At 72.9% G+C, this 24,799-nt stretch carries 22 protein-coding genes; 4 read left to right on the top strand and 18 right to left on the bottom strand.

Annotation, left to right across the window (positions count from 1 at the left end; genetic code table 11):
* Positions 1–136: 136 nt before the first annotated feature.
* The 7 genes from ACIQWA_RS32475 to ACIQWA_RS32445 form a co-directional block, all read right to left on the bottom strand.
* On the bottom strand, positions 137–1,003 hold the full coding sequence (locus tag ACIQWA_RS32475) for an amino acid ABC transporter permease (protein ID WP_402488501.1): 867 nt from the start codon (positions 1,001–1,003) through the stop codon (positions 137–139).
* Positions 1,000–1,644 (bottom strand): amino acid ABC transporter permease, encoded by a 645-nt coding sequence (locus ACIQWA_RS32470; protein WP_360238767.1) that lies wholly within the window; start codon positions 1,642–1,644, stop codon positions 1,000–1,002. The genes ACIQWA_RS32475 and ACIQWA_RS32470 overlap by 4 nt, the downstream gene beginning before the upstream one ends.
* A 12-nt stretch (positions 1,645–1,656) precedes the next feature.
* Positions 1,657–2,580, bottom strand: a complete 924-nt coding sequence (locus ACIQWA_RS32465) for a glutamate ABC transporter substrate-binding protein (RefSeq protein ID WP_402488496.1) — start codon at positions 2,578–2,580, stop codon at positions 1,657–1,659.
* A gap of 10 nt (positions 2,581–2,590) precedes the next feature.
* Positions 2,591–3,319, bottom strand: coding sequence for an amino acid ABC transporter ATP-binding protein (locus tag ACIQWA_RS32460; protein ID WP_360238868.1), 729 nt, complete (start codon positions 3,317–3,319; stop codon positions 2,591–2,593).
* A 47-nt stretch (positions 3,320–3,366) separates the two neighbouring features.
* On the bottom strand, positions 3,367–3,612 hold the full coding sequence (locus ACIQWA_RS32455; protein ID WP_360238771.1) for a LapA family protein: 246 nt from the start codon (positions 3,610–3,612) through the stop codon (positions 3,367–3,369).
* Positions 3,613–3,741: 129 nt separating this feature from the next.
* Positions 3,742–5,520, bottom strand: coding sequence for an ABC transporter ATP-binding protein (locus tag ACIQWA_RS32450; RefSeq protein ID WP_402488494.1), 1,779 nt, complete (start codon positions 5,518–5,520; stop codon positions 3,742–3,744).
* Positions 5,521–5,608: 88 nt separating this feature from the next.
* A complete protein-coding gene (locus ACIQWA_RS32445; protein WP_402488491.1) occupies positions 5,609–7,369 on the bottom strand; it encodes an ABC transporter transmembrane domain-containing protein in 1,761 nt (586 codons plus the stop codon).
* Positions 7,370–7,812: 443 nt separating this feature from the next.
* Here ACIQWA_RS32445 and ACIQWA_RS32440 point away from each other — a divergent pair, with 443 nt between their 5' ends.
* Entirely contained in the window at positions 7,813–8,676 is an 864-nt protein-coding gene (locus ACIQWA_RS32440; RefSeq protein ID WP_402488489.1) for an aldo/keto reductase, read from the top strand.
* A 220-nt stretch (positions 8,677–8,896) separates the two neighbouring features.
* On the opposite strand, the gene ACIQWA_RS32435 is transcribed toward ACIQWA_RS32440, so the two are convergent.
* On the bottom strand, positions 8,897–9,793 hold the full coding sequence (locus ACIQWA_RS32435; RefSeq protein ID WP_360238779.1) for a MarR family winged helix-turn-helix transcriptional regulator: 897 nt from the start codon (positions 9,791–9,793) through the stop codon (positions 8,897–8,899).
* A 377-nt stretch (positions 9,794–10,170) separates the two neighbouring features.
* On the opposite strand from ACIQWA_RS32435, the gene fabG reads away from it, so the two are divergent.
* Entirely contained in the window at positions 10,171–10,938 is a 768-nt protein-coding gene (gene fabG / locus ACIQWA_RS32430; RefSeq protein ID WP_360238781.1) for a 3-oxoacyl-ACP reductase FabG, read from the top strand.
* A gap of 345 nt (positions 10,939–11,283) precedes the next feature.
* Entirely contained in the window at positions 11,284–11,931 is a 648-nt protein-coding gene (locus tag ACIQWA_RS32425) for a phosphatase PAP2 family protein (protein WP_402488484.1), read from the top strand.
* 68 nt (positions 11,932–11,999) lie between these two features.
* Here the strand turns inward: ACIQWA_RS32425 and ACIQWA_RS32420 are convergent, their stop codons facing one another.
* Positions 12,000–12,218: an I78 family peptidase inhibitor gene (locus ACIQWA_RS32420; protein ID WP_360238785.1), complete on the bottom strand. Its 219-nt coding sequence runs from the start codon at positions 12,216–12,218 to the stop codon at positions 12,000–12,002.
* Positions 12,219–12,295: 77 nt separating this feature from the next.
* Here ACIQWA_RS32420 and ACIQWA_RS32415 point away from each other — a divergent pair, with 77 nt between their 5' ends.
* The gene (locus ACIQWA_RS32415; protein WP_402488481.1) at positions 12,296–12,568 is read left to right on the top strand and encodes a DUF6343 family protein; all 273 of its coding nucleotides are present in this window, start codon (positions 12,296–12,298) and stop codon (positions 12,566–12,568) included.
* A 92-nt stretch (positions 12,569–12,660) separates the two neighbouring features.
* On the opposite strand, the gene ACIQWA_RS32410 is transcribed toward ACIQWA_RS32415, so the two are convergent.
* From ACIQWA_RS32410 to hpnC, 9 genes are all read right to left on the bottom strand, one after another.
* A complete protein-coding gene (locus ACIQWA_RS32410) occupies positions 12,661–14,061 on the bottom strand; it encodes an aspartate aminotransferase family protein (RefSeq protein ID WP_402488478.1) in 1,401 nt (466 codons plus the stop codon).
* Entirely contained in the window at positions 14,051–15,961 is a 1,911-nt protein-coding gene (gene dxs, locus ACIQWA_RS32405; RefSeq protein ID WP_402488475.1) for a 1-deoxy-D-xylulose-5-phosphate synthase, read from the bottom strand. The genes ACIQWA_RS32410 and dxs overlap by 11 nt, the downstream gene beginning before the upstream one ends.
* 137 nt (positions 15,962–16,098) lie before the next feature.
* Positions 16,099–17,127 (bottom strand): adenosyl-hopene transferase HpnH, encoded by a 1,029-nt coding sequence (gene hpnH, locus ACIQWA_RS32400; RefSeq protein WP_360238793.1) that lies wholly within the window; start codon positions 17,125–17,127, stop codon positions 16,099–16,101.
* 2 nt (positions 17,128–17,129) lie between these two features.
* Positions 17,130–17,810 carry a 1-hydroxy-2-methyl-2-butenyl 4-diphosphate reductase gene (locus ACIQWA_RS32395; protein ID WP_360238795.1) on the bottom strand — a complete coding sequence of 227 codons (681 nt, stop codon included), beginning with the start codon at positions 17,808–17,810 and terminating at the stop codon, positions 17,130–17,132.
* The gene (shc, locus tag ACIQWA_RS32390; protein ID WP_402488471.1) at positions 17,807–19,888 is read right to left on the bottom strand and encodes a squalene--hopene cyclase; all 2,082 of its coding nucleotides are present in this window, start codon (positions 19,886–19,888) and stop codon (positions 17,807–17,809) included. The genes ACIQWA_RS32395 and shc overlap by 4 nt, the downstream gene beginning before the upstream one ends.
* 7 nt (positions 19,889–19,895) lie before the next feature.
* The gene (locus tag ACIQWA_RS32385) at positions 19,896–20,984 is read right to left on the bottom strand and encodes a polyprenyl synthetase family protein (RefSeq protein WP_402488469.1); all 1,089 of its coding nucleotides are present in this window, start codon (positions 20,982–20,984) and stop codon (positions 19,896–19,898) included.
* Positions 20,985–21,190: 206 nt separating this feature from the next.
* Positions 21,191–22,633: a hydroxysqualene dehydroxylase HpnE gene (gene hpnE / locus ACIQWA_RS32380; RefSeq protein ID WP_360238797.1), complete on the bottom strand. Its 1,443-nt coding sequence runs from the start codon at positions 22,631–22,633 to the stop codon at positions 21,191–21,193.
* A 154-nt stretch (positions 22,634–22,787) separates the two neighbouring features.
* Entirely contained in the window at positions 22,788–23,645 is an 858-nt protein-coding gene (gene hpnD, locus ACIQWA_RS32375; protein ID WP_360238874.1) for a presqualene diphosphate synthase HpnD, read from the bottom strand.
* Positions 23,646–23,686: 41 nt separating this feature from the next.
* On the bottom strand, positions 23,687–24,634 hold the full coding sequence (gene hpnC / locus ACIQWA_RS32370; RefSeq protein WP_402488466.1) for a squalene synthase HpnC: 948 nt from the start codon (positions 24,632–24,634) through the stop codon (positions 23,687–23,689).
* Between the last annotated feature and the right edge of the window lie 165 nt (positions 24,635–24,799).

Below are 24,799 nucleotides of genomic sequence, written 5' to 3'. Positions count from 1 at the left end.
CCATGGCCCCTCCGCCCGGTCGTCTGCCGCCTGCCTCCGCAATCATAAGAGGAATTTGGAGGTCCAGGCCTCGACCCCTTCGGCACCTATGGTTAAGTCCCGAACCGCCCTTCCCCCCACTGCGGATGCCGGGTCCTCACCGGGCCGACGGCGGCAGCCCCATCGCCACCCCCGCCTTGGCCACCGGCGCCCCGCCCCGCACGCTCGGACTGCGCCGACTGCGCCGCTCGACCCAGCGGGCGAGCCAGGACAGCAGCAGACACATCCCGATGTAGATCGGCGCGATCACCATCACCACCGGGATGAACGGCAGGTCGTAGTCCAGGTTGGTGGCGATCAGCTTCCCCGCGTGCAGGAACTCCTCGTAGGTGATCAGGAAGCCGAGCGAGGTGTCCTTGAGCGCGACCACCAGCTGGCTGATGATGGCCGGCAGCATCGCCCGGTTGGCCTGCGGCACCAGCACGTACGCCATCACCTGGGTCTTGCGCATGCCCAGCGCGTACGCCGCCTCCCGCTGCCCCTTGGGCACCGCGAGCACACCGGCCCGGAACACCTCGGCCAGCACCGAGCCGTTGTAGAGCACCAGCCCGGCCACCAGCGCCCAGAGCGGCTGCACCTTGAGGGCGACGAACACGAAGAAGATCATCACCAGCAGCGGCATGGCCCGGAAGAACTCCACCACCAGCGTGGAGAACCAGCGCACCACCCGGTGGTCGGACAGCCGCCCGGCCGCGAACAGCGCGCCGAAGGGCAGTGCGAACAGCACCGTCCAGCCGAAGGCCCGGAGGGTGTTGCCCAGCCCGCGCAGCAGCAGGTCCTGCACGCCCCGGTACTCGAAGGGCTCCCACTTGGCGTAGGTGAACTGGTGGGTGTGGAACAGCATGTAGACGATCCAGGCGATCAGCGCCGCGATCAGCAGCAGCGCGATCCCGCCGTACAACCGGTGCCGGGCCAGCGCCTTCGGACCGGGGATGTCGTACAGCGCCGAGGATCCAACGGTCATCGGGACACCGCCACTCGTCGTTCCAGCAGGTTGAAGACGGCGCTGACGGCCAGGGTGATGATCAGGTAGCCGACGGCGATCCAGACGAAGGTCCAGATGATGCTGTAGCCCAGCTCGTTGATGGTCCGGTAAGTGCCCAGCAGCTCGGTGACGCTGAACGAACCGGCGATCGCCGTGTTCTTCGCCAGTGCGATCATCACGCTGCCGAGCGGCGCCACCACCGAGCGGTACGCCTGCGGCAGCACCACCAGGCCCATCGTCTGGCCGAAGCTCATCCCCAGGCTGCGGGCCGCCTCGCCCTGCCCGGACGGCACGGTGTTGATGCCCGAGCGCATCGCCTCGCAGACGAAGGCCGAGGTGTAGCAGCCGAGCGCCAGCACGGCGAAGGTGTAGAAGGGCAGCGTGATGTCGAACCGGGGCAGGCCCAGCACCACGATGAAGAACAGCAGGGTCAGCGGCGTGTTGCGCAGCAGCGTCACCCACACCGTCCCGAACGCCCGCAGCGGCCGGACCGGCGAGACCCGGAAGCCCGCGATCAGCACGCCCAGCAGCAACGAGAGCACGGCGCTCACCGCGAACAGCGAGAGCGTGCCGAGGAAGCCGTCCCAGTAGGTCGACCAGTTGTCGGTCAGGGTTTTCACGGCGCGGCCCTCTCAGTACCGGTCGATCGGCGGCGGGGTGGGCGCGGGTTCCCCGGACAGGCCGAGGGTCGCGTCGAAGGCCTTCTTCCAGTCGCCGTTCTGCTCGTGGTACGCCAGCGCGTCGTCCAGCGCCCCGCGCAGCACGGTGTCGTTCTTCGGCGTGCCGATCCCGTACGGCTCGGTGGAGAACAGCGGGCCCACCACCTTGAGCTCGTCCGGGACCTTGGCCGCGTAGCCCAGCAGGATCGCGTTGTCCGTGGTGACGGCGTCGACCTGGTCGGTGATCAGGTTGTCCACGCAGGCCGAGTAGGTGTCGTAGCCGATCAGGTGCGCCTTGGGGTACTGCGACTGGATGCGCTGGTACGGCGTCGAACCGGCCGCCGAGCACACCTTCTTGCCGTTCAGGTCCTGCGGACCGTGGATGCTGTTGTCGTTCTTGCGCACCAGCAGCGACTGCCCCGCGATGAAGTACGGCCCGGCGAAGCCGACCAGCTTCTTCCGGTTGTCGTTGATGGTGTACGTGCCGACGTAGTAGTCCACCTGGCCGTTCTGCAGCGCGGTCTCGCGGTTGGCCGAGGCGATGGTCCTGAACTGGATCCGGTCCGGCGGGAAGCCGAGCGAGGCGCCGACCATCTTGGCGATCTCGATGTCGAAGCCGGAGTACACGCCGGTGGCCGGGTTCTTCTGGCCCAGGTACGGCTGGTCCTCCTTCGCGCCGACCACCAGGTGGCCCCGGCCGCGGGCGGCGTCCAGGGTCGACGAGCCGGTGATCGAGGCGGCGTTCTGCACCTGGTAGCTGGGCAGCGCGCTGGGCTGGGGGCCCTTGGGGGGCGGAGTGCCGGCCTTGCCGCAGCCGGTCGCCAGCACGGCGAGCAGCAGGGCCGCGGCGGTCAGGCGTGCGCGCACCCGCGCGGCGGGCGTCGTCCTTCGGTTCACGGCACCGCCCTCAGTGCTTGAGGATCTTGGACAGGAAGTCCCGGGCGCGCTCGCTCTCGGGGGCGCTGAAGAAGGCCTCCGGGGCGCGGTCCTCGACGATCCGGCCGTCCGCCATGAACACCACCCGGTTCGCCGAGGCCCGGGCGAAGCCCATCTCGTGGGTGACCACGACCATCGTCATGCCCTCGCTGGCGAGCTGGCGCATCACGTCCAGCACCTCGTTGATCATCTCGGGGTCGAGGGCCGAGGTCGGCTCGTCGAACAGCAGCGCCTTGGGGTCCATCGCCAGCGCCCGGGCGATCGCCACCCGCTGCTGCTGGCCGCCGGAGAGCTGGGCCGGGTACTTGTCGGCCTGCGACGCCAGCCCGACCCGCTCCAGCAGTGCCCGCGACTTGGTCTCCGCCTCGGCCTTGGCCCGGCCGCGCACCTTGATCTGGGCGAGCGAGACGTTCTGCAGCACGGTCTTGTGCGCGAACAGGTTGAAGGACTGGAACACCATGCCGACCTCGGCGCGCAGCCGGGCCAGCCCCTTGCCCTCCTCGGGCAGGGGCTGCCCGTCGATCAGGATGGTGCCGCGTTCGATCGGCTCCAGCCGGTTGATCGCCCGGCAGAGCGTGGACTTCCCGGAGCCGGACGGTCCGATCACCACGACGACCTCGCCGCGACCGACCGTCAGCTCGATGTCCTGCAGCACGTGCAACTCGCCGAAGTGCTTGTTGACCCCGCGCAGCTCGATCAGCGGGGCGAAGGCCGGGGAACCGGTCGGGGCCGGTTCGGGGGCGGTGCTCACCGGCCGCGCCGTCCCTGCAACAGCCAGCCCAGCACCCCGCCGGCGAGCAGCGTCGCCAGCAGCGCGATCCAGAGTGGCGCGGTCACGGTGAACACCCAGAACTGGATCTTGACCTTGTCGAGGTTGGCGAACAGGAACCACACCGCGAGGATCACGATGACGCCGATCCCGATGTACCGCGTGGGGATCCCGCCGATCTCGCTGCGCTGAGGCCGGGACGAGCCGTCTGAAATCTTGGTCACCGGAGCAGTCTGCTGTCCGGGCCGACGATTTGCCCGGTTACGCGCCCTTACCGGCGGGGGAGTAACCCGTACGGGGCAATCCGGCCCCGTACGGGTTTGGAACCCGCGCTACCCTCCTCCGCCCGGCGCCTACGGCCGGCCTTCGTCCCGCCAGGAGCGCCAGAGCGCCGCGTACGGGCCACCGGCCGCGACCAGCTCCGGGTGGCTGCCGTACTCGCTGATCCGCCCGCCCTCGACCACCGCGATCACGTCCGCGTCGTGCGCGGTGTGCAGCCGGTGGGCGATCGCGATGACCGTACGGCCCTCGAGCACCCGGGACAGCGACCGCTCCAGGTGCCGGGCGGCCCTCGGGTCCAGCAGCGAGGTGGCCTCGTCCAGCACCAGGGTGTGCGGATCGGCCAGCACCAGCCGGGCCAGGGCGAGTTGCTGCGCCTGGGGCGCGGTCAGCGCGGTGCCGCCGGAGCCGACCTCGGTGTCCAGCCCGTCCGGGAGGGCGTCCACCCAGCCCCCGGCGTCCACCGCGTCCAGCGCGGCCCGCAGTTCGGTGTCGTCCGCCTCGGGCGCGGCGAGCCGCAGGTTGTCCCGCAGGGTGCCGACGAACACGTGGTGCTCCTGGTTGACCAGGGCGACCTCCGCCCGCACCCGCTCGGCGGGCATCCGGGACAGCGCCGCCCCGCCGAGGGTGACGCTGCCGCGGCCGGGCGCGTAGATCCCGGCCATCAGCCGCCCGAGGGTGGACTTGCCCGCACCGGACGGGCCGACCAGCGCGACCCGGCTCCCCGGGGCGACGTCCAGGCTGATCCCGTGCAGCACGTCCACGCCCTCGCGGTAGCCGAAGCGGACGTCCCTGGCCTCGACCCGGCGGCCGTCCGGGCGGGCCGACTCGTCGCCCTCGTGCTCCGGCACCTCCTGCACGCCGACCAGCCGGGCCAGCGAGGCCTGCCCGATCTGCAGTTCGTCGTACCAGCGCAGGATCAGGTCGACCGGGCCGGTGAGCATCTGTGCGTACAGCACGCCGGTGGTCAACTGGCCGACGGTGAGCCAACCCTGGAGGGTGAACAGCCCGCCGACCACCAGGGTGGCCAGCACCGCCGCGGTGTAGACGGCGTCGATGGTCGGGAACCAGATCGAGCGCAGCCACAGGGTGTAGCGCTCCCAGGCCAGCCACTCGCGCAGCTTGCGGTCCGTCAGCCGGACCCGCTGCTCGCCCAGGCGCAGCGTCTCGACCGTCCGCCCGGCGTCCACCGTCTCGGCCAGCACGTTGCTGACCGCCGCGTACCCGGCCGCCTCGTTGCGGTAGGACTGCGGGGCGCGCCGGAAGTACCAGCGGGAGCTGGCCAGCAGCAGCGGCAGCCCGACCAGCGAGGTCAGCGCGAGCAGCGGCGAGGTGACCAGCAGGGCGCCGAGCACCAGCAGCAGGGACACCACCGCGACGGCGAGTTCGGGCACCGCCTCGCGCACCGACTTGTCCAGCCGGTCGATGTCGGTGGTGCCGCGGGAGACCAGGTCCCCGGTGCCGGCGCGTTCCAGCACGCCGGTCGGCAGCGCGACCGAGCGGACCAGGAAGTCCTCGCGCAGGTCGGCCAGCACCCGCTCGCCGAGCACCGCCCCGCGCAGCCGCGACCAGCCGGTGAACGCGGTCTGCACGGCCAGCGCCAGCAGGTACCAGCCGACCGCCACCGCGATGGTGGCCCCGGCGGTGCCGGTGGCCAGCGACTCGACCAGGTTGCCGAGCACCCAGGGCCCGACCAGCCCGGCCAGGGTGGCCACCGAGTGCAGCGACACCACCGCGGCGAACCCGCGCCGGTGCCGCCGCGCCAGCACCCCCAGGTAGCCGCGCACGGCGGCCGGGGAGCCGACCGGCAGGGTGGTGGCCGGCCCCTGCTCCTGGTGGACGGGGGGCTTCATGACGTACTCCTCACGTACGGCTCCGGACGGTTGACGGTGGCGCCCCCAGCGGGAGCGCTTCCCAGGACGCTGTTCATCACGGCGCTGCTCATACCGGCGCCGCCTCCTCGTCCCGGGTGACCACGGCCCGGTAGGCCGGCTCGGTGCGCAACAGCTCGCGGTGCCGCCCGGCCGCCACCACCCGCCCCTCCCGCAGCAGCACCACCCGGTCGGCCCGGTCGAGCAGCAGCGGGCTGGTGGCGAACACCACGGTGGTGCGCCCGGCCCGGGTGTCCCGCAGGCCGGCGGCGATCCGGGACTCGGTGTGGGCGTCCACCGCGCTGGTGGGCTCGTCCAGCACCAGGACGGGCGGGTCGGCCAGCAGCGCGCGGGCCAGGGCGAGCCGCTGGCGCTGCCCGCCGGAGAGCGAGCGCCCGCGTTCGGTGATCCGGGCCCGCATCGGGTCCCCCGCGCAGTCCGGCGAGCCGTCCACCAGCGCCTCCAGTACGTCCTCGGAACGGGCCGCGGCGAGCGCGTCCTCGACCGGGACCCGGCCGGAGGACGGCACGTCCAGCAGTTCGGCCAGCGTGCCGGAGAGCAGCACCGGCTCCTTGTCGTGGACCAGCACCGCCGCCCGGACCTCGCCCAGCGGCACGGTGTCCAGCGCGGTGCCGCCGAGCCGCACCGAGGGCAGGGCCTGCTCGCCCTCGGCCAGCGGGACGTGGCCGCCGAGCCGCTCGGCGAGCGCCCCGGCGAAGTCCGGGTCCCCGCAGACCACCGCGGTCAGCTCGCCGGCCCGGACGGTCAGCCCGGTGGTCGGGTCGTGCAGGTCGGAGCGGCCCGGCCTGGTCAGCACGCCCTCGGCCTCGCCGCTGGTCCGGCTGAGCGAGAGCACCCGCACGGCCCGCCCGGCGGAGACCCGGGCGACGCTCCAGGCGTGCGCCGCCTCGCCCAGGATCCGCAGCGGTGCGGCCAGGAAGGCGGTCGCGCCGTACACCGCGATCAGGGTGCCCACGCCGAGCTCGCCGGAGGCCGCCAGCCGGGCGCCGTACCACGTCACCCCGACCACGAACAGCCCGGGCAGCAGCACCTGTTGGGCCTGCATCAGCGACCACAGCCGGGCCGAGCGGACGGCCGCCGCCCGGACCTTCTGGGAGGCCGCCCGGTACCGCTCCAGGAAGAGGTCCTCGCCGCCGATGCCGCGCAGCACCCGCAGCCCGGCCACCGTGTCGGCGGCCAGCTCGGTCGCCTTGCCGCCGAGCTCGCGCTGCTTGGCGTAGCGCCGCTCGAACGGCCCGATCAGCGGCCACACCGAGGCGGCCAGCACCGGCACGCCGAGCAGCACCCCGATCCCGAGCACCGGCTCGACCACCAGCACCACCGCGCTGACGGCCAGCCAGACGATCACCGCGGCCCGGACCCGGGCGACCAGTTCGACGTACCAGCCGATCCGCTCGACGTCCCCGCTGCCGACCGCGACCACCTCTCCGGTGGCGATCCGCCGGGACAGCCCGGCGCCCAGGTGCGAGGCCTGCCCGGCCACCAACTGCCGCACGTGACAGGCGCCGTGGATCCAGTTCCAGACCGCCTGCCGGTGCAGCAGCACGGAGCCGAGCGCGGCGGTGGCGGCCAGCAGCAGGGCCAGCGCGCCGGCCCGCCAGATCCCGCCGGCGTCGCCGTCGACGGCGGCCTGGACGCCGCGCCCGAGCGCCACCGGCAGGGCGGCCTGGGCGCCCATCTCGACCAGCGCCCAGCAGGTGGCGCGGACCTGCCCACGCCGCTGGGCGCGCTGCAGCCAGCGCAGGAAGGCCATCGGTGAGGAGAGGTCGGGACTGCCGGGATCGGCCAGCGGCAGTGGGGTGAGCGGCATGACACTCCGATACGAGGGGTGCGAGGGGTGCGGATGGTTCGAGGTGTGCAAGGCGTGCGCGGGCACGGGAGGTACGGGCGGCACGGGCGGCCCGCGGTCGCCCGGGAACGGACACCCGGAGGCGCGGCGCAACGGCGCGGTGACATCGACACGTCCGGCGACGGGCGGCCGGACCGGCAGCGAACGGGTACGAAGGACCCGGATTTCAGGAGGTCATGTCCGCGAGCCTGCCAAGCCCGCTGTGATCCACGCAACAGGTTTTCCGCCGCCCCTGCCACACGCCCCCTGCACGCCCCGGCGCGCACCCCGTGGCACGGCCCCCGACGCACGCCACGCCGCCGTAAAGCTTCCCCAAAGATTCGCCCGAACGGCGGGAACAATCGTGCCGGGGCACCAGTTGCCCCCTCTGGAACCAACGGACAACCAGGAAGGCACCCCTTCCCGTGAGCAACATCCCCAGCGTCACCCTGAACGACGGCGCTCAGATCCCGCAGCTCGGCTTCGGCGTGTGGCAGGTCGAGGACGCCCAGGCCACTCCCGCCGTGCGCGAGGCGATCGCGGCGGGCTACCGCTCGATCGACACCGCGGCGATCTACCAGAACGAGGCCGGCACCGGCGCGGCCATCAACGAGGCACTGGCGGGCGGCCTGGCCCGCCAGGACCTCTACGTCACCACCAAGCTGTGGAACTCGGGCACCCGCGACTGGTCGGGCGAGCAGGGCCGCGACGCGGTGCTGCGCGAGTTCGACGCCTCGCTGGACAAGCTCGGCCTCGACTACCTCGACCTGTACCTGATCCACTGGCCGCGCCCGATGCACGGCACCTTCCTGAACGTCTGGAAGGCCCTGGAGCAGTTGAAGGAGGGCGGCCGGGTCAAGTCGATCGGCGTCTCCAACTTCGGCCAGGAGCAGCTGACCCGCCTGCTGGACGAGGCCTCGGTCGTCCCGGTGCTCAACCAGGTCGAGCTGCACCCGTACTTCCCGCAGGAGGAGCTGCGCGCCTTCCACGCCGAGCACGGCATCGCCACCGAGGCGTGGAGCCCGCTGGGCCAGGGCGGGGAGCTGCTGGCCGAGCCGGCGCTGGCGAAGATCGCCGAGAAGCACGGCCGCACGGTCGCCCAGGTGGTGCTCCGCTGGCACCTGCAGAGCGGCGTGATCGCCATCCCGAAGTCGGTCACCCCGTCCCGCATCCGGGAGAACCTGGACGTCACCGGCTTCGAGCTGGACGCCGAGGACATCGCGGCGATCGCGGGCGTGGCCACCGGCAAGCGGATCGGCCCGGACCCGCAGGGGTTCGACTGGAACTGACGAGCGCCGCGGGGGCGCCGGCCGACCAGGCCCGGCGCCCCCGACAACGACGACAGTAATTCTGACTGTCGGTCATATCGAAGTACCGCTCATTCCGGTCAGGGACGAGCGGCACTTCGGCGTACCCGGATTCACCGACCCCGACCATCGGTCGCTGCCGACGGCCAAGGGCCTCATGAGACTTGGTGAATCGTTTTGGCTGTTGTTACCAAAGCTTGGGCTAGAGCCTGGCCGCCTTGGCGATGAGTGCGAGCGCCGTCTCGTGCTCCTCCTCCGCGAGCGGAGCGAGCAGCAAGCGCTGGACCTCGGCCACTCCGGCGGCCGAGCGGTGCAGCAGGTCCTGACCCGCCGGTGAGAGCGAGAGCAGGTTGCGCCGCCCGTCCGAGGGGTCGCGCCGACGCTGCACCAGACCGCGGCGCACCAGCCGGCTGACCATCTCGGCCATCGTGGCCTTGTCCAGCGAGGCCAGCTCGCCGACCGTGCGCTGGTCCGCGCCCGGTTCCAGCTCCAGGGCGTCCAGCACGGCGTACTGCGGGGCCGTCAGCTCAGCCCCGACGTGCTCCGACCAGAGCTTGGTGTGCACCTGCTGGCCGACCCTGATCAGGTAGCCGATCGCCCGCTGGGCGTCCAGTATCGGCCGCGCGTCGGTGAAGACGGCCACCGCCGCGGGTTCCAGCCTGGCTATCTTGGCCATCACCCGGACGATTTCGACCTGCTCGTCCGGCGCGAGCGGCTCGAACAGCACCCGCTGGACGCGGACCACACCACCGGTGGCCTCGCGCACCGCCTGGGCGCCGCTCTGCGAGAGGGCGAGCAGTTTGCGCCGGCCGTCGGCCGGGTCGCGCCGTCGCAGCACGAGGCCGCGGCGGACCAGCCGCGCGACCATCTCCGCCATCGTGGCCTTGTCCAGCGAGGCTCGCTCGCCGACGGTCCGCTGGTCCGCGCCCGGTTCGAGGGCGAGCACCAACAGGACCGCGAACTGCGGAGCCGTGAGATCGGCTCCGACGTGCTCGGACCACAGACGGGTGTGAACCTGCTGTGCAACGCGAATGAGGTGTCCGGGCGACTGCTGCAGTCGCGCGGACACGCGGGTTGTCGGGATCTCCCCCAGCACCATGTATCCGTCCCGATGTCACACCCGGTGTGTGTGGGACACCCGGGTGGGGCAGTAACGGCGAGTGGGCGTCCAGCTATGAGGGAGGGCGCTCCAGCCGTGCAGCCGGTGGCTGCTGGCGGACACTATACAAACGGCAGGCCCTTGCTGGCAGGCAGGGGCGGATAGTAGACGCAGGTTCGGCAACATTGGCATATTTACGCGCCCGCCACGCCCTTGCAGTAACCCGTTCTCAGCAGAAACCCGACCGGTCGGTCCTTACCGACCGTCACCTGGGCCTCTCCGCCCTGGCCGCCTTCCCTACCCGCCGGTAGGGTGTGGGCACCCTCCCCGGGGGCACTCCCCCCGGCGGGACCCCTGAGAGAGAGACGAGAGCGAGCATGACCGAGCAGAGCACCGCCACCCGGGTGGCCATCGTCACCGGCGCCGCCCGCGGCCTCGGCGCCGCCACGGCCGTCCGACTGGCCGCCGACGGCTACGCGGTGGCCGTCCTGGACCTGGACGAGGCCGCCGGCAAGGACACCGTCGACCGGATCACCGCCGCCGGCGGGCGCGCGCTGGCCGTCGGCGCCGACGTCGCGGACGCCGAGCAGGTCCAGGCCGCCGTCGACCGCGTGGCCGCCGAACTCGGCGCCCCCGTCGTGCTGGTCAACAACGCGGGGGTGCTCCGCGACAACCTGCTCTTCAAGATGTCCGAGTCCGACTGGGACACGGTCATGAACGTCCACCTCCGCGGCGCCTTCCTGATGACCCGCGCGGTGCAGAAGCACATGGTGGACGCCGGCTTCGGCCGCATCGTCAACCTGTCCTCCTCCTCCGCCCAGGGCAACCGCGGCCAGGCCAACTACTCGACCGCCAAGGCCGGCCTCCAGGGCTTCACCAAGACTTTGGCCATCGAGCTGGGCAAGTTCGGCATCACGGCCAACGCGGTGGCCCCCGGCTTCATCGCCACGGACATGACGGCGGCCACCGCCGCCCGGGTCGGCATGGACTTCGAGGACTTCAAGCGGGCCGCGGCCTCCCAGATCCCGGTCCAGCGCGTCGGAGAGCCCGAGGACGTCGCCAACACCATCTCCTTCCTCGCCGGCGAGGCCGCCGGCTTCGTCTCCGGCCAGGTGATCTACGTCGCGGGCGGCCCCCTCGACTGAGCACTGAACCTACACAGGGTTACCACGGAGTGGGAAGCCGGTCGAACCGGCCGCCCACTCCGTTTTCTTTACCGGGGCTTTTGCAGAATCATTCGAAGACCACACGGGCATTCGATCCCGGAATACTGGAAATCACTCCCCGGGTCACCGCGGGCGGACCCAATTGTCGATTTCCCGGGAAAATGACAATTCCCTCAGGAATGGCCTCGCCCGGATGGGTATGGTCACCCCGTGCAATCCAGAAGTACCGCCGCTCGCATTCCGCGACAGGGGCCGGATCGCTGCACCGCCGACCGCCGCCGGGAGCTCCCCGGTCCCGTCCGCGGCGAGCCCGGGTGGCCGCCGATGAGCCGCCGCCGGGCCACCCTGTTCGCCGTCACCCTCGCCGCCTACCTGCTGGTCCTGGCCGGCGTCCTGCTCAACACCGACCTGGTCGACCTCGACTGGTCGGTGCGCCTGCTCCGCCCGTACGAGCGGTGGCCCAGCCTGGAGCCGCTGCTCGACACCTGGGTGATCGCCGGGCAGCGCGGGCCCAGCGCCGTCGCCGCGTTCGCCTGGCTGCTCTGGCGCGCCCACCGCCTCGGGCGGCTTCGCCCGCTGCTGGTGATGGGCGTCGCCCTGCTGCTGCTCAACGTCACGGTCGGCGCCGTCAAGATCGTCACCGGCCGGCTCGGCCCGCACTACGCCCAGTACGTCGGTTCCCCCGAGCTGTTCTCCGGCGGCACCATCTTCCCCTCCGGCCACACCGCCAACGCCGTGGTGACCTGGGGCGTGCTCGCCTACCTCGCGGTCCGCTGGCAGCGCACCGGCGCGATGATCGCCGCCGCCACCGCCTGCTCGATCGGCCTCACCACGGTCTACCTGGGCACCCACTGGGTCTCCGACGTGCTGGCCGGCTGGGCCGCCGGGCTGCTGGTGCTGCTCTCCCTGCCCCTGCTGGAGCCGCTGCTCGCGGTCGCCGAACAACGGCTGCACCGCCGCTTCGCACGCTGAACCCCGCCGCCCGTCACCCCCGCCGGCTCCGTCACTCCCGCCGGCTCCGCCCGCTCCGCGAGCGGACGCTACCCCTCCCAGCTGCGCTCGACCACACCGTCCCGCACCGCGAGGTTCAGCCGCCCCTCCCGATACTCCATGGTCATCAGCTGCCCCGGCTCCAGCACCCGCACCGAGGCCCAGCCGTGCCGCCGGGCCAGCTCCCGGGCCCGCTCGATCCGCAGCCCCGCGTAGCCCTCGGCGTCCTCCCCCGTCGTGCCCGCCCCCACGGCGTCCGAACCCGTCACAGCGCCTCCCCGGCTCTCCCCCTCGGACGTACGCTGGAATCGTAGCCCCCACCCGCGCGGCCCGGAGGTGAACGCCCATGCGTGCCACGACGCCGCGACGGTGGCGCAGCGGCACCGAGCCGGCCACCGCCCGCAGCGACCTCAAGCTCCGCTACCTGCTGTCGCTGACCTTCACCCCGCTGTTCGCCCTGGGGACGGTCGGCTTCGCGTTCTGGGCGGCCTCCTCCCCGGTGGACGGCGCCCCCAGCCGGGGCACCCTGACCGGCTTCGCCATCGCCCTCGGGCTGATCACCCTGTTCGCCGTCGTCGATCTCGTCGTGGTCGTCCGGCGCCGCCGGACCGAGCTCTGACGCGGTGTCTCCCACGGAGTGGGAAGTCGGCCCGGCCGACTTCCCACTCCGCGCGACTTCCCACTCCGCCCGACCTCCCACCCCGCGCCGCACTACCTGTTGCCGACCGCCTGCTTCACCAGCGTCCGGCCGAAGTCCCACATCAGGCCGTTCCCCCGGTGGGCCTCGTCCATGATCTCGGTGAACGCGTCGACGAACCGGTCCACGTCCCGGTCGGTGATGATCAGCGGCGGGATCAGCTTGATGACTTCCAGGTGGTCCCCGGACACCTGGGTCAGGATCCGGTGGCGCTGCAGCAGCGGGACGACCACCATCTGCGCGAACAGCCCCTTGCGCGCCGCCTGGAGGGCGGTCCACCCGGTACGCAGCTTCAACGACCTGGGCCGGCCGAACTCGATGCCGATCATCAGCCCCCGGCCACGCACCTCGGCGAGCAGCTCGTACCGGTCGATCAGCGCCGTCAGCCGCTCGCGGAACCGGTCGCCGACCTGCCGGGCGTTCTCCACCACCTTCTCCTCGCGCATCACCTCCAGGGTCGCCAGCCCGGCCGCCATCGCCTGGGCGTTGGACCCGAAGCTCGCCGAGTGCACCAGCACCCGGTCCATCGAGGAGTACACCTTCTCGAAGATCCAGCTCTTGCCGAGTGTGGCCCCGACCGGCACGTACCCGCCGGAGAGCGCCTTGGCCGCGCACACCAGGTCCGGCAGCACGCCCTCCTCGTGCTGGTAGGCGAAGAACTCGCCGGTGCGGCCGATCCCGGTCTGCACCTCGTCGCAGATCAGCAGCGCCTTGTGCTCGTGCAGCAGCGCCTGGGCCGCCCGCAGCCAGCCGGGCGGCGGCGCCTGGACGCCCTTGCCCTGGATCGGCTCGACGATCAGCGCCGCGACGTCCCCGCGCTTCAACTCCTTGGCCAGCGCCCCGATGTCGCCGAGCGGGATGGCGGTGTCCGGCAGCAGCGGGTCGAAGCCCTTGCGGAAGCCGCTCTCCCCGTTGACGGACAGCGAGCCGGTGGTCAGCCCGTGGAAGGCGTGGTCGGCGTAGAGGACGCGCCGGCGGCCGGTGGCGTACCGGGCGAACTTCAACGCGGTCTCCACCGCCTCGGTGCCGCTGTTGCCGAAGAACACCCGGTCCAGTCCAGGCGCGTACGAGAGCAGCTGCTCGGCCAGCAGCCCGGGCAGCGGCGAGCAGTCGAAGCGGACCAGGTCCGGCAGGTCCAGGTCCATCACCTGCTGGACCGCCGAACGCACCGTCGGGTGGTGCCGGCCGAGCGCGAAGATGCCGAAGCCGGCCAGCATGTCCAGGTACTCGTTGCCCTCGGCGTCGTAGAAATATTGGCCCTGCGCGCGCTCGTAGTACTTGTCGAAGCCGATCGTGCGGAGCATCCGCGGCAGCTGCGGGTTGAGGTGGCGGCTGTGCAACTCGTAACGCTCACCGCCGCGTTCGGCGAGGAGGGCGGCGAGGTCGAAGGCGGGGCGGTCGGGGTCAGCCGGCATGGCGCGGGTTCGCTCCTCGGGTCGGTAGCAGGTTCTTGGCGAAGACGGCGGTCTGGGCCGCGACCCCGGTGCCGGTCAGGCCGGTCTCCTCCAGGATCTCGCCGCGGGCGGCGTGGCCGAGGAACTCCTGCGGCAGGCCGAGCACCCGCACCGGGACGTCCACGTCGGCGTCGCGCAGCGCCTGGGCGACGGCCGAACCGACGCCGCCGGTGCGGCCGCCGTCCTCGACGGTGACCACCAGCCGGTGGGCGGCGGCGAGGCCGGCCAGGGCCGGGTCGACCGGCTTGACCCAGCGCGGGTCGACCACGGTCGCGGTGAAGCCCTCGGCGAGCAGCAGCCGGGCGGCGTCCAGGCAGGCGGAGGCGGTGACGCCGACGGCCACCAGCAGGATCTCCGGTGCCGGTCCGGTGCGCAGCAGCACGTCCGTCCCGCCGATCCGTTCGACCGCCTCGACGACCGGCCCGACGTTGCCCTTGGGGAAGCGGACCACGGTCGGCGCGTCCTCGACCTCGACGGCCTCCCGCAGCTGGGCCCGCAACTGCTCGGCGTCGCGCGGCGCGGCCAGCCGCAGCCCGGGGACGACCTGGAGCACCGACAGGTCCCACATGCCGTTGTGCGAGGCGCCGTCCGAACCGGTGACCCCGGAGCGGTCGAGCACGAAGGTGACGCCCAGCCGGTGCAGCGCGACGTCCATCAGGACCTGGTCGAAGGCCCGGTTCAGGAAGGTCGCGTAGACCGCCACCACCGGGTGCAGCCCGCCGGTGGCCAGCCCCGCCGCGCTGGTGACGGCGTGCTGCTCGGCGATCCCGACGTCGAAGGTCCGGTCCGGGTACGCCTTGGCGAACGGCGCCAGCCCGACCGGCTGGAGCATCGCCGCGGTGATCGCCACCAGGTCGGGCCGCTCGGCGCCGAGCGCGAGCAGTTCCTCGCCGAACACCGAGGTCCAGGAGACCCCGGCGCTGGGCGAGATCGGCAGGCAGGTGTACGGGTCGATCGGGTTGACGGCGTGGAAGCGGTCCGCCTCGTCCTGTTCGGCGGGCCGGTAGCCGCGCCCCTTGACGGTCAGGCAGTGCACGATCACCGGGCCGCCGAAGTTCCGGGCCTGCCGCAGCGCCTGCTCGACCGCGCCCAGGTCGTGGCCGTCGATCGGACCGAGGTACTTGAGCCCGAGGTCCTCGAACATGCCCTGCGGGGCGAAGGCGTCCTTGAAGCCCTTCTTGGCGCCGTGCAGCGCGTCGAAGATCGGCTGGCCGACCAGCGGGGTGCGCTGCAGCGCCTCCTTGCCGAGCGCGAGGAAGCGCTCGTAGCCCTGGGTGGTGCGCAGGGTGGCCAGGTGGTGGGCCAGTCCGCCGACGGTCCTGGCGTAGGAGCGCTCGTTGTCGTTGACGACGATGACCAGCGGCCGGTCGCGGGCCTCGGCGATGTTGTTCAGCGCCTCCCAGGCGAGCCCGCCGGTGAGCGCGCCGTCACCGATCACCGCGACGGTGTGCCGGTCGTGCTGGCCGAGCAGCTGGGCGGCCTTGGCGAGCCCGTCGGCGTAGGAGAGCGCGGTGGAGGCGTGCGAGTTCTCCACCAGGTCGTGCTCGGACTCCGCCCGGGAGGGGTAGCCGGACAGGCCGCCCTTCATCCGCAGCCTGGAGAAGTCCTGCCGGCCGGTGAGCAGCTTGTGGACGTAGCTCTGGTGGCCGGTGTCGAAGACGATCCGGTCGTAGGGCGAGTCGAAGACCCGGTGCAGCGCGATGGTCAGCTCCACCACGCCGAGGTTGGGCCCGAGGTGGCCGCCGGTGCGGGTGACGGCGTCGATCAGGAAGTCTCGGATCTCGTCGGCGAGCAGCGGCAGTTCGGCGGCCGCGAGCTTGCGTAGCTCGGCCGGGGACGTGACGCGGGAGAGCAGTGACATGGGTACACCTCACGACTCGGAGCGGTGCGGTGGTGCCTCCGCCCACCGGGGGCGGGGCCGGCCCGGGCACGACGGCCCGGGCCGGACGGGAGCTCAGGACGCGGGACGGCTGCGGTGCCGGGCGGCCCGGCCCGGGTTCAGCGCCCCCGGTTGGAGCTGACGGTCTCGGTGATGGCGCGCAGCGACTGCTGGAGCGAGCCCATGGTGGCCAGGACGGCGGTCGGCTCGTAGCCGCAGTGGGCCATGCAGTTCTCGCAGCGCGGGTCCTTGCCGCGCCCGTACTTGCTCCAGTCGGTCTTCTCCACCAGCTCGCGGTAGGTGGGCACGTAGCCGTCGGCCATCAGGTAGCAGGGCCGCTGCCAGCCGAACAGCGAGTAGTTGGGGATGCCCCAGGGGGTGCACTCGAAGTCGGCCTTGCCCTCCAGGAAGTCCAGGAAGAGCGGGCTGTGGTTGAGGCGCCACCGCTTGCGGTTGCCGCCGGCGAAGGCTTTGCGGAAGAGCTCCCTGGTCTGCTCGACGCCGAGGAAGTGCTCCTGGTCGGGGGCCTTCTCGTAGGCGTAGGCCGGGGAGATCATCATCTCGTCGACCTTGAGCTCGTCGTTCAGGAAGTCCAGGACGTCGATGACGGTCTGCGGGGTGTCGGTGTTGAAGAAGGTGCTGTTGGTGGTGACCCGGAAGCCGCGCCGCTTGGCCTCCTTGATCGCCGCCACTGCCTCGTCGAAGGTGCCCTCCTTGGCCACCGACTCGTCGTGCCGCTCGCGCAGCCCGTCGATGTGCACCGCGAAGGTGAAGTACGGCGAGGGCTTGAACTTGTCCATCTTCTTGCGCATCAGCAGCGCGTTGGTGCAGAGGAAGACGTACTTGCGGCGCTCGACCAGCTGTCGGACGATCTCGTCGATCTGCGGGTGCATCAGCGGCTCACCGCCGGCGATCGAGACCATCGGGGCACCCGACTCCAGGACCGCGCCGACCGCCTGGGCGACCGGCATCCGCTGCTTGAGCACGCCCGCCGGGTGCTGGATCTTGCCGCAGCCCTCGCAGGCGAGGTTGCAGGCGAACAGCGGTTCCAGCTCGACGATCAGCGGAAACTTGTCCCTTCGCTTGAGCAGCTTCTGCTGCATCAGGTAGGTGCCGACCCGCACGGTCTGGCGCAACGGCATGGCCATGGCTAGCTCGCCTCCTGGGGGAGCGTCGAGGATGTGGGGTGGTTCAGGACTGCGGAGCGGGTGTCGAGCTCCTGCCGGTACCAGTCGACCAGGGCGGGTACCGTCGCCCGCAGGGTCCGCCAGGCGCGCACCCCGGCCGGGAGCGTGCCCGGCCGCAGCAGCTCGTGCTCGGGGGTGTCCACCACCACCCGCAGCACGGCCACCGGCAGCGCCGGGCGCACCTCCCGCAGTGCGGCCAGCACGGCGGCGGCCTCCATGTCGACGGCGAGCGCCCCCTGGACGTGCAGGGCGCGCCGCTCGATGCCGCGCACCACGTGGTCGGCGGTGTGGTGCACCCCGGTGTGCGCGGTCAGGCCGTGTTCCTTGAGCGCCCGGGCCAGCTCCGGCCCGGAGTCGACGGGGTAGAGGTGGCCCTCGGCGTCGCGCACGCCGTCCGCGGCCACCACATCGCCCGGCGCCACGCCCGGCCCGACCGCGGCACCGAAGCCGGCCACCACGACCGCGCCGTAGCCGCCCGGGGCGGAGCCGAGCAGTCGCCGCACGGCAGTCCCGGCGCGCCGCCGGCCGACCCCGGTGCGCACCAGCGCCGGGGGCCCGCCGGCCGAGCCGCGCCAGTCGCCGCCGCGCAGGGCCCACACCTCTGGGCCCAGCGCGCAGAGCACCAGCAGCGGGGCGGTGGTCACCGGTTCGCCCCGATCGCCGGCGTGCCGCCCGGCCGCACCATCCCGGGGCTGCCGTTGAGGTAGCGGCCGAGCGCGGTGACCGGGAAGACCAGCCGGTACAGGTGGTAGTTGATGGAGAAGTCCCACGGGAAGCCGGTGCCGGTGAACTGCGGCTCGTCCCAGGTGCCCTCGGGCAGCTGGGTGCGCACCAGCCACTCGACCCCGCGCTCCACCGCCGGGTTGGCCCGGCCCTGCGGGCCCTCGCCCGCCGCGAGCAGCGCCATCAGCGCCCACGCGGTCTGCGAGGCGGTGGAGTCGCCGCGCCCGGCCCAGCGCGCCGGGTCGTCGTAGGAGCGCATGTCCTCGCCCCAGCCGCCGTCGGCGTTCTGCCGGTCCTCCAGCCAGCGCACCGCCCGGCGGATCGCCGGGTGCTCGTCCGGGACGCCGGCCGCGACCAGGGCGGGCAGCACCGAGCCGGTGCCGTAGATGTAGTTGGTGCCCCAGCGGCCGAACCAGGAGCCGTCCGCCTCCTGGTCGCGCAGCAGCCACTCGATGCCGCGGCGGGTGCGCGGGTCCCGGGCCCGGCCGGTCTCGGCGAGCATCTCCACCACGTGGGCGGTGACGTCCGCGGACGGCGGGTCGACCACCTCGCCGAAGTCGCAGAACGGCAGCTTGTTCGGCAGCAGGCTGGTGTTGTCGACGTCGAAGGCGCCCCAGGCACCGTTCTTGGACTGCATGCCGAGGTTCCACAGCACGCCCCGTTCCACCGCCGCGTCGACCTTGGCCTGGTCGGGGTGGGCGACCCGGCGCAGCGCCAGCACCACCTCGGCGGTGTCGTCGATGTCGGGGTAGGTGTCGTTCTCGAACTCGAAGGCCCAGCCGCCGGCCGGCAGGGTGGGCCGCTGGACGGACCAGTCGCCGCGCTTGCGGATCTCCTCGCCGAGCATCCAGTCGACGGCGGAGACCAGTGCCGGGTGGTCGGCCGGCACCCCGGCGTCGACCAGCGCGATGGTGGCCAGGCAGGTGTCCCAGACCGGGGACTGGCAGGCCTCCATCCAGCGCATGCCGTCCTCGGTGTGCACGGTGAAGCGGTCGAAGGAGGAGAGCCCGGCCTTCATCACCGGGTGCTCCAGCTCGTAGCCCTCCAGGTGCAGGGCGATCAGCGAGTAGACGGCGGGCGGCTGGATGCCGCCCCAGCAGCCGTCGGCCTCCTGCCGTTCGACGATCCAGCGGCAGGCCTGGGCGACGGCGAGCCGGCGCAGCGGCCGGAAGGCCCGGCGGTGGTAGGCGTGCAGCAGCTTGTCGAGGCGCGCGAACAGGCCGTCCCAGCTGGTGGCGGGGGCGAGCGGCCGCTCCGGGTACGGGTGGTCCGGGTCGGTGTGCAGCTCGGTGATCGCGAAGGGGGCCGGACGGACCGGGCGGTGCGAGGAGACCACGGTCAGCGGGACGATGGTCTGCCGGGCCCAGCAGCCGAAGGCGTAGATGTTCAGCGGCAGCCACTTGGGCAGGAAGATGATCTCGGGCGGCATCTCGGGCAGCCGGTCCCAGGGCCACCAGCCGAAGAGCGCGAGCCAGATCCGGGTGAACACCCGGGCGGCCGCGATGCCCCCGGCGGAGCGGACGTAGCGCGCGGCGGCCAGCATGTGCGGGGCCTCCGGGTCGTCGCCGGCGAGCTTGAGGGCGACATAGGCCTCGACGGTGGTGGAGAGTTCGGGCGGTCCGCCGTGGAAGGTGGCCCAGGTGCCGTCCTCCCGCTGCTGGGAGCGGATCCACTCGGCGGTGGCCCGGGTCTGCTCCTCCGTCCTGATGCCCAGGAACTGGCGGAGCAGCAGGTCCTCGGCGTCCATGGTGACGTTGGTCTCCAGGTCGCCCTTCCACCAGCCCTCGGAGGACTGCAGCGAGAGCAGGTGGGTGGTGGCGCGCGCGAGGGCCTCGCGCACGTCGCCGGGCTGCCGGTCCGCCTCACCGGCCGGCCGGGGCCGGTCGGTGTCCTCGGGCTGCCACCGCCCCGCGCCCAGCAGGGTCGGGGGGCGGTCGCCCACCGCGACCGGCTCGGAATCGTACTCAGGGTCGAGCCGGCCGTCCGCGGTTGCTGTCAACGTAACGTCACCTCTCTCGTACCACCACGAATTCGGCGAGTGCGACGAAGTGCTCGCGCACCTCGTCGGACATGGGCACCTCGTCCAGGGCGGCGAGGGCAGTCGTGTGCTGGCGGCGGGCCTCCTCCTGGGTCCAGGCCCGGCCGCCGGCCGCCTCGATCAGCGCGGCCCGGGCGGCGAGCTCGGGCTCGCCCTCCTCGCCCCGGCCCTTCGGGTCCGCGAGCTGCTCGGCCAGCCGGCGCGAGGCGGCGCCGCCCTCGGCGAGCGCGGCGGCGACCGGCAGCGACTTCTTGCGCTGGCGCAGGTCGCCCCAGTGCGGCTTGCCGGTGACCTCGGTCGCGCCCCAGATGCCGAGCAGGTCGTCCACCGCCTGGAAGGCCAGGCCCAGGTGGTGGCCGTAGCGCTGGAGGGCGTCGGAGACCTCGTCGTCGGCCCCGGCCAGGACGGCGCCGATCGCCGAGGCGGCGGCCAGCAGGGCCGCCGTCTTGCCGCCCTCCATCTCCAGGCACTCGGCGACGGTGACGCTGTCGCGCTGTTCGAAGGCGACGTCCATGGCCTGGCCGTCGATCAGTCTGCGGGTCGCGGTGGTGAGCAGCCGGACGGCGCGCGCGGCGTCGGCGGGGCTCGCGCCACCGGTCACCCCGGCGTCGAGCAGCACCTCCGTGCCGAGCGTCGCCAGGGCGTCGCCGACCAGGATCGCCTGGGCCGGGCCGAAGACCGTCCAGGCGGTGGCCCGGTGCCGCCGGGTCTCGTCACCGTCCATCAGATCATCATGGAGCAGGGAGAAGTTGTGCACCAGTTCAACGGCCACTCCGCCGGGCACCCCGACCTCGGGCGCCGCACCGGCCGCCCGGGCGGACAGCAGGGCCAGCGCGGGGCGCACGGCCTTGCCGCCGTCGCCCTCCACCGGGGTACCGTCCCGGTCGATCCAGCCGAAGTGGTAGGCGGCGACGGTGTCCATCGGTGCGGCCAGACGGGCGACGGTGGCCCGGAGCGGCGGGGCGCAGAGCGTCCGGCTGCGGGCCAGCAGCTCCGGCACCGAGACCGGTTCGGCGTGCGCCGTGCCTCCGACGGCGATGCCGGTGCGTGACTCCACGTGCGTTCCCTCTCCCTCGTGGTGCCGGACCGCACGGGGCGGCCGGGTACTGTCGGTGCGGCTGGTGTCGAAGCTGGCGGTGTCGAGGCGATCGGTGTCGCGGCGATCGGTGTCGCGGCGATCGGTGTCGGCGCGGCCGATGGAGCCGATGGGGCCGACGGTACGCCCGTCGGCTCTGGCGGGCTCTCCGGCGGCGGGCCCCGCCGTCACCTGGGCCACCGCCCGTCGCCCCGGTCCACCGGCACCCTGGCACCGGCCGCGGCGAGCACCGCGTCGGCGGCGGCGTGACCGCTGCGCACCGCGCCCTCCATGGTCGCGGGCCAGCCGGTGGCGGTCCACGCACCGGCCAGCAGCAGGCCGGGGACGCCGGTCACGGCCCCGGGCCGCAGTGCGGCACTGCCGGGCGCCCCGTCGAAGGTCGCGGTGCGCTCCCGGGTGACGAAGAAGTCCAGCACCTCGGCGTCGGCGGCGGCCGGCAGCAGCCGGGCCAGCTCGGGCAGGTAGCGGTCGCGCAGTTCGGCGACCGGCAGGTCGATCTCGTCCTGGACGGCCGACTGGGACAGCGCCAGGTACTGGGCGCCGGGGTGGGCGCGTCCGATCGGGGTACCGGCCAGGCCGGAGTGGGTGGTGCGGTCGAAGACCCACTGGACCGGGCTGTCGAGCGCGGCGAAGAACGGCCGGCGCAGCACCTTGCGGTCGTAGACCACGTGCACGTTGAGGATCGGCGTGGTGCCGAGGTCCTCCAGCCGGTGGGGGACGGCGCCCGGCGGCAGCAGGGCGGCGGCGGTGTCCTGGGCGCCGGCCAGCACCACGGTGTCGGCGGTGAGCAGCTCGCCGTCCCCCGGTCGGCCGCCCTCCAGCCGGAGGGCGTGCTGGGGCGCGGCCGGCTTGAGCTCCGCGACGCGGGCGCGCAGCAGCACCCGCACGCCGGCGCGTTCCAGCTCCGCGAGCGCCCGGTCGTGGTGGATCACGCCGAGCGGGACGGCGGCGATGCCGATGTCGGACGCCCCCGGGTCGGAGAGCAGCCCGGTCTTGAAGACCATCGCGGCGAGCGCCAGGGACACCTGGTCGGCCCGGGCGTTCAGGGTGGCGACGCCGACCAGGTCCCAGAGCGCGGCCGTGGTGGCGGCGTTCTGCCCGTTGCGGCGCAGCCACTCGCCGAAGGAGAGCCCGTCCAGCGCCGGGTCGGCGAGGTCCAGGCCCTTGAGGGCGAGCGCGCCGCGGACCACCCGGGCGCGGTCGGCCGGGGACAGGTGCGGGTAGCGGGCCAGGCTGCCGGCCAGGTGAAGCGGGACGGGCAGACCGGCCCGCCGCAGTCGGCCGAGGGTGCGCACCGGGGCCCCGGCAGGGCCGGTGACGGAGAGCACCGGGACGTCCAGCCGGTCCTGGAGGTGGGTCATCCGGGTGGCGCCCAGGCGCTCCAGCAGCCCGCGGTAGGCGGTGCAGCAGCGCAGGAAGACGTGCTGGCCGTTGTCGACGGTCAGGTCGCCGCGCTGGAAGGAGAAGGCCAGGCCGCCGAGCCGGGGACGCCCTTCGGCGAGGGTGACCCGGTGGCCGGCCTCGGCCAGCCGCAGGGCGGTGGTGATCCCGGCCAGGCCGCCGCCGACCACGACGGCAGCCGGGCGCGCGGCATCGGCTCGCCCGGTCATCGGCCCTCCCCCTCGCAGTCGCCGGACCGCCCGGCGACGGTCGCTGTCGCCGGCGCGCTCACGGCTGGCACCGTCGTGGACGGCACCGTGGTCAACACGGCGCCACCCTGATGTGATTCCCCGCTGACACAGCGTGACAGAACCGTGGCGAGAATCAAGAACGCCCCCCGGCGAGCCCGGAAAGCGCCACATACGCCTTCTCCCAGCCCGGGAGCGACACCCTGCCGCGCAGCACCGACTCCGGATCGGCGGCGATCCGGCCGAGCAGCCGGTGGTAGATCCCGGCCATCGCGGCGGTGCAGGCGCGGCTGCGGCGGTCGAGCAGGGGCAGCAGCCGCAGGCCCTCCTCGAAGGCGGCCTGGGCCCGGGCGGCCTCGAAGGCCACCAGCCCGGTGAAGTCGGCGCCGACCGGCGGCCTGGGCAGCGCGAAGCCCTGCTCGCAGCCGAACCGGACCAGGTCCTCGGTGGGCAGGTAGGTGCGGCCGGTCAGGGCGTCCTCGCGCAGGTCGCGCAGGATGTTGGTGAGCTGCAGGGCCAGGCCCAGGGTATCCGCGTACTGCGCCCCGCGCTCCGGGTCCTCGCAGCCGTAGACGCCCAGCGAGAGCCGGCCGATGGCGCCGGCCACGCAGCGGCAGTAGACCTTGAGCTCCTCGTAGGTCTGGTACTCGGCGCCCTTGAGGTCCATCTCCACGCCGTCGATCAGCTCGTCGAAGCCGCCGAGCGGGATCGGGAAGCGCCGGGCCGCGTCGGCCAGGGCGACCTTGATCGGGTCGGTGTCGTCCTCGGCGACCGCCCCGGAGCGGACCTCGTCCACCAGCTCCCGGGTGCGCACCAGGGCCTCGGCCTTGCGGTCGGCCGGGAGGTCGCCGTCGCCGATGTCGTCCACCCGGCGGGCCAGCGCGTACAGGGCCGACATGGCCAGTCGCTTGGGCTCGGGCAGCAGGCGGATGCCGTAGCTGAAGTTGCGTGCCTGCAGTCCGGTGACTGCCTCGCAGTACCGGTACGCCGCCATGACCGGGGCCGACGCCAGTGGTGATGCCGCCACTCGGGCGTTCACCTTCCCTTCGCGAAGATGGCCGCCGCCTTCGCTGCGAGGCGGCGCTTGTCCGGCTTCGCCTGCCGGGCGAGCACGTCGTACCCGGCGTCCTCGACGGCCGCCAGGGCCGCGTAGCCGCCTGCGGTGAATCCCGCCAGGAGCAGTCGAAGCCTCCCCCGAACCGTACCTACCAATGGTGCGCCGCGGTCGAGCAGGGTGCGGGCCCGTTCGGCCTCGAAGGCGATCAGTTCCCGGACCGCACCGGTCGCGGTGGGCTCGGCGAGCTCCTCCTCGGTGACGCCGAAGCGTTCCAGGTCCTCGGCGGGGAGGTAGATCCGGCCGTGGGAGAGGTCCTCGGCCACGTCCTGGAGGTGTTCGACCAGCTGGAGGGCGGTGCAGACGGCGTCCGAGAGGGCGATCCGCTCGGGGGTGGAGACGCCCGCGATGGACAGCACCAGGCGGCCGACCGGGTCGGCGGAGAGCGTGCAGTAGCCGACCAGGTCGTCGTAGGTGGCGTAGCGGGCGGTGGTCTGGTCCACCCGGTTGGCCTCGATCAGACGGCGGAACGGCTCGGGCGTCAGGCCGTGCCGGTCGACCAGCGGGACGAGGGGGCCCAGCAGCGGGTGCCGGGGCGGCTCGGCGCCGGCGTGGCGCAGCGCGGTCTCGAACACCCGGTCGAGGTCGCGCTCCAGTCCGTCGAGCAGCGCGAGCCGGAAGGAGACCTCCGCCGGGCTCGGCGGGCCGGGCTGGGCCGAAGGAGTGACGGGGGGCCGCTGCTCGATCCCGAGCAGGGCCGCGGTGGCGGCCGGATCGGCCAGGTCGCCGTCGCCGGCGTCGTCGACCAGCCGGGCGAAGCCGTAGACCGTCATCAGGTCAGCGCGCCAGGCCGCGGGCAGGAAGAAGGGGGCGACCGGGAAGTTCTCCGCACCCGCCTTCTCCAGGGTCTGTCCCGTGGAAGGGTTCACCGGCGTATCTCTGGGCTGGGCCGAAGCCGACACTGCAGTCACTCCCCCGTTCTACACCGCTCGGTACCACCGGTCCGACTCGGACACGCGTCCGAGCGCGGGCGTCACGCAAGGCACACCGCCCCCGCGCCCCCAGCCTGACACCACGCGCCGCGCCCGAGAAGA

The organism is Kitasatospora sp. NPDC098652, from assembly GCF_044760155.1.
Taxonomy (GTDB): Bacteria; Actinomycetota; Actinomycetes; order Streptomycetales; family Streptomycetaceae; genus Kitasatospora.
The sequence above is the reverse complement of the archived record's forward strand: the minus strand, read 5'-3'. Positions and strand labels throughout refer to the sequence as shown.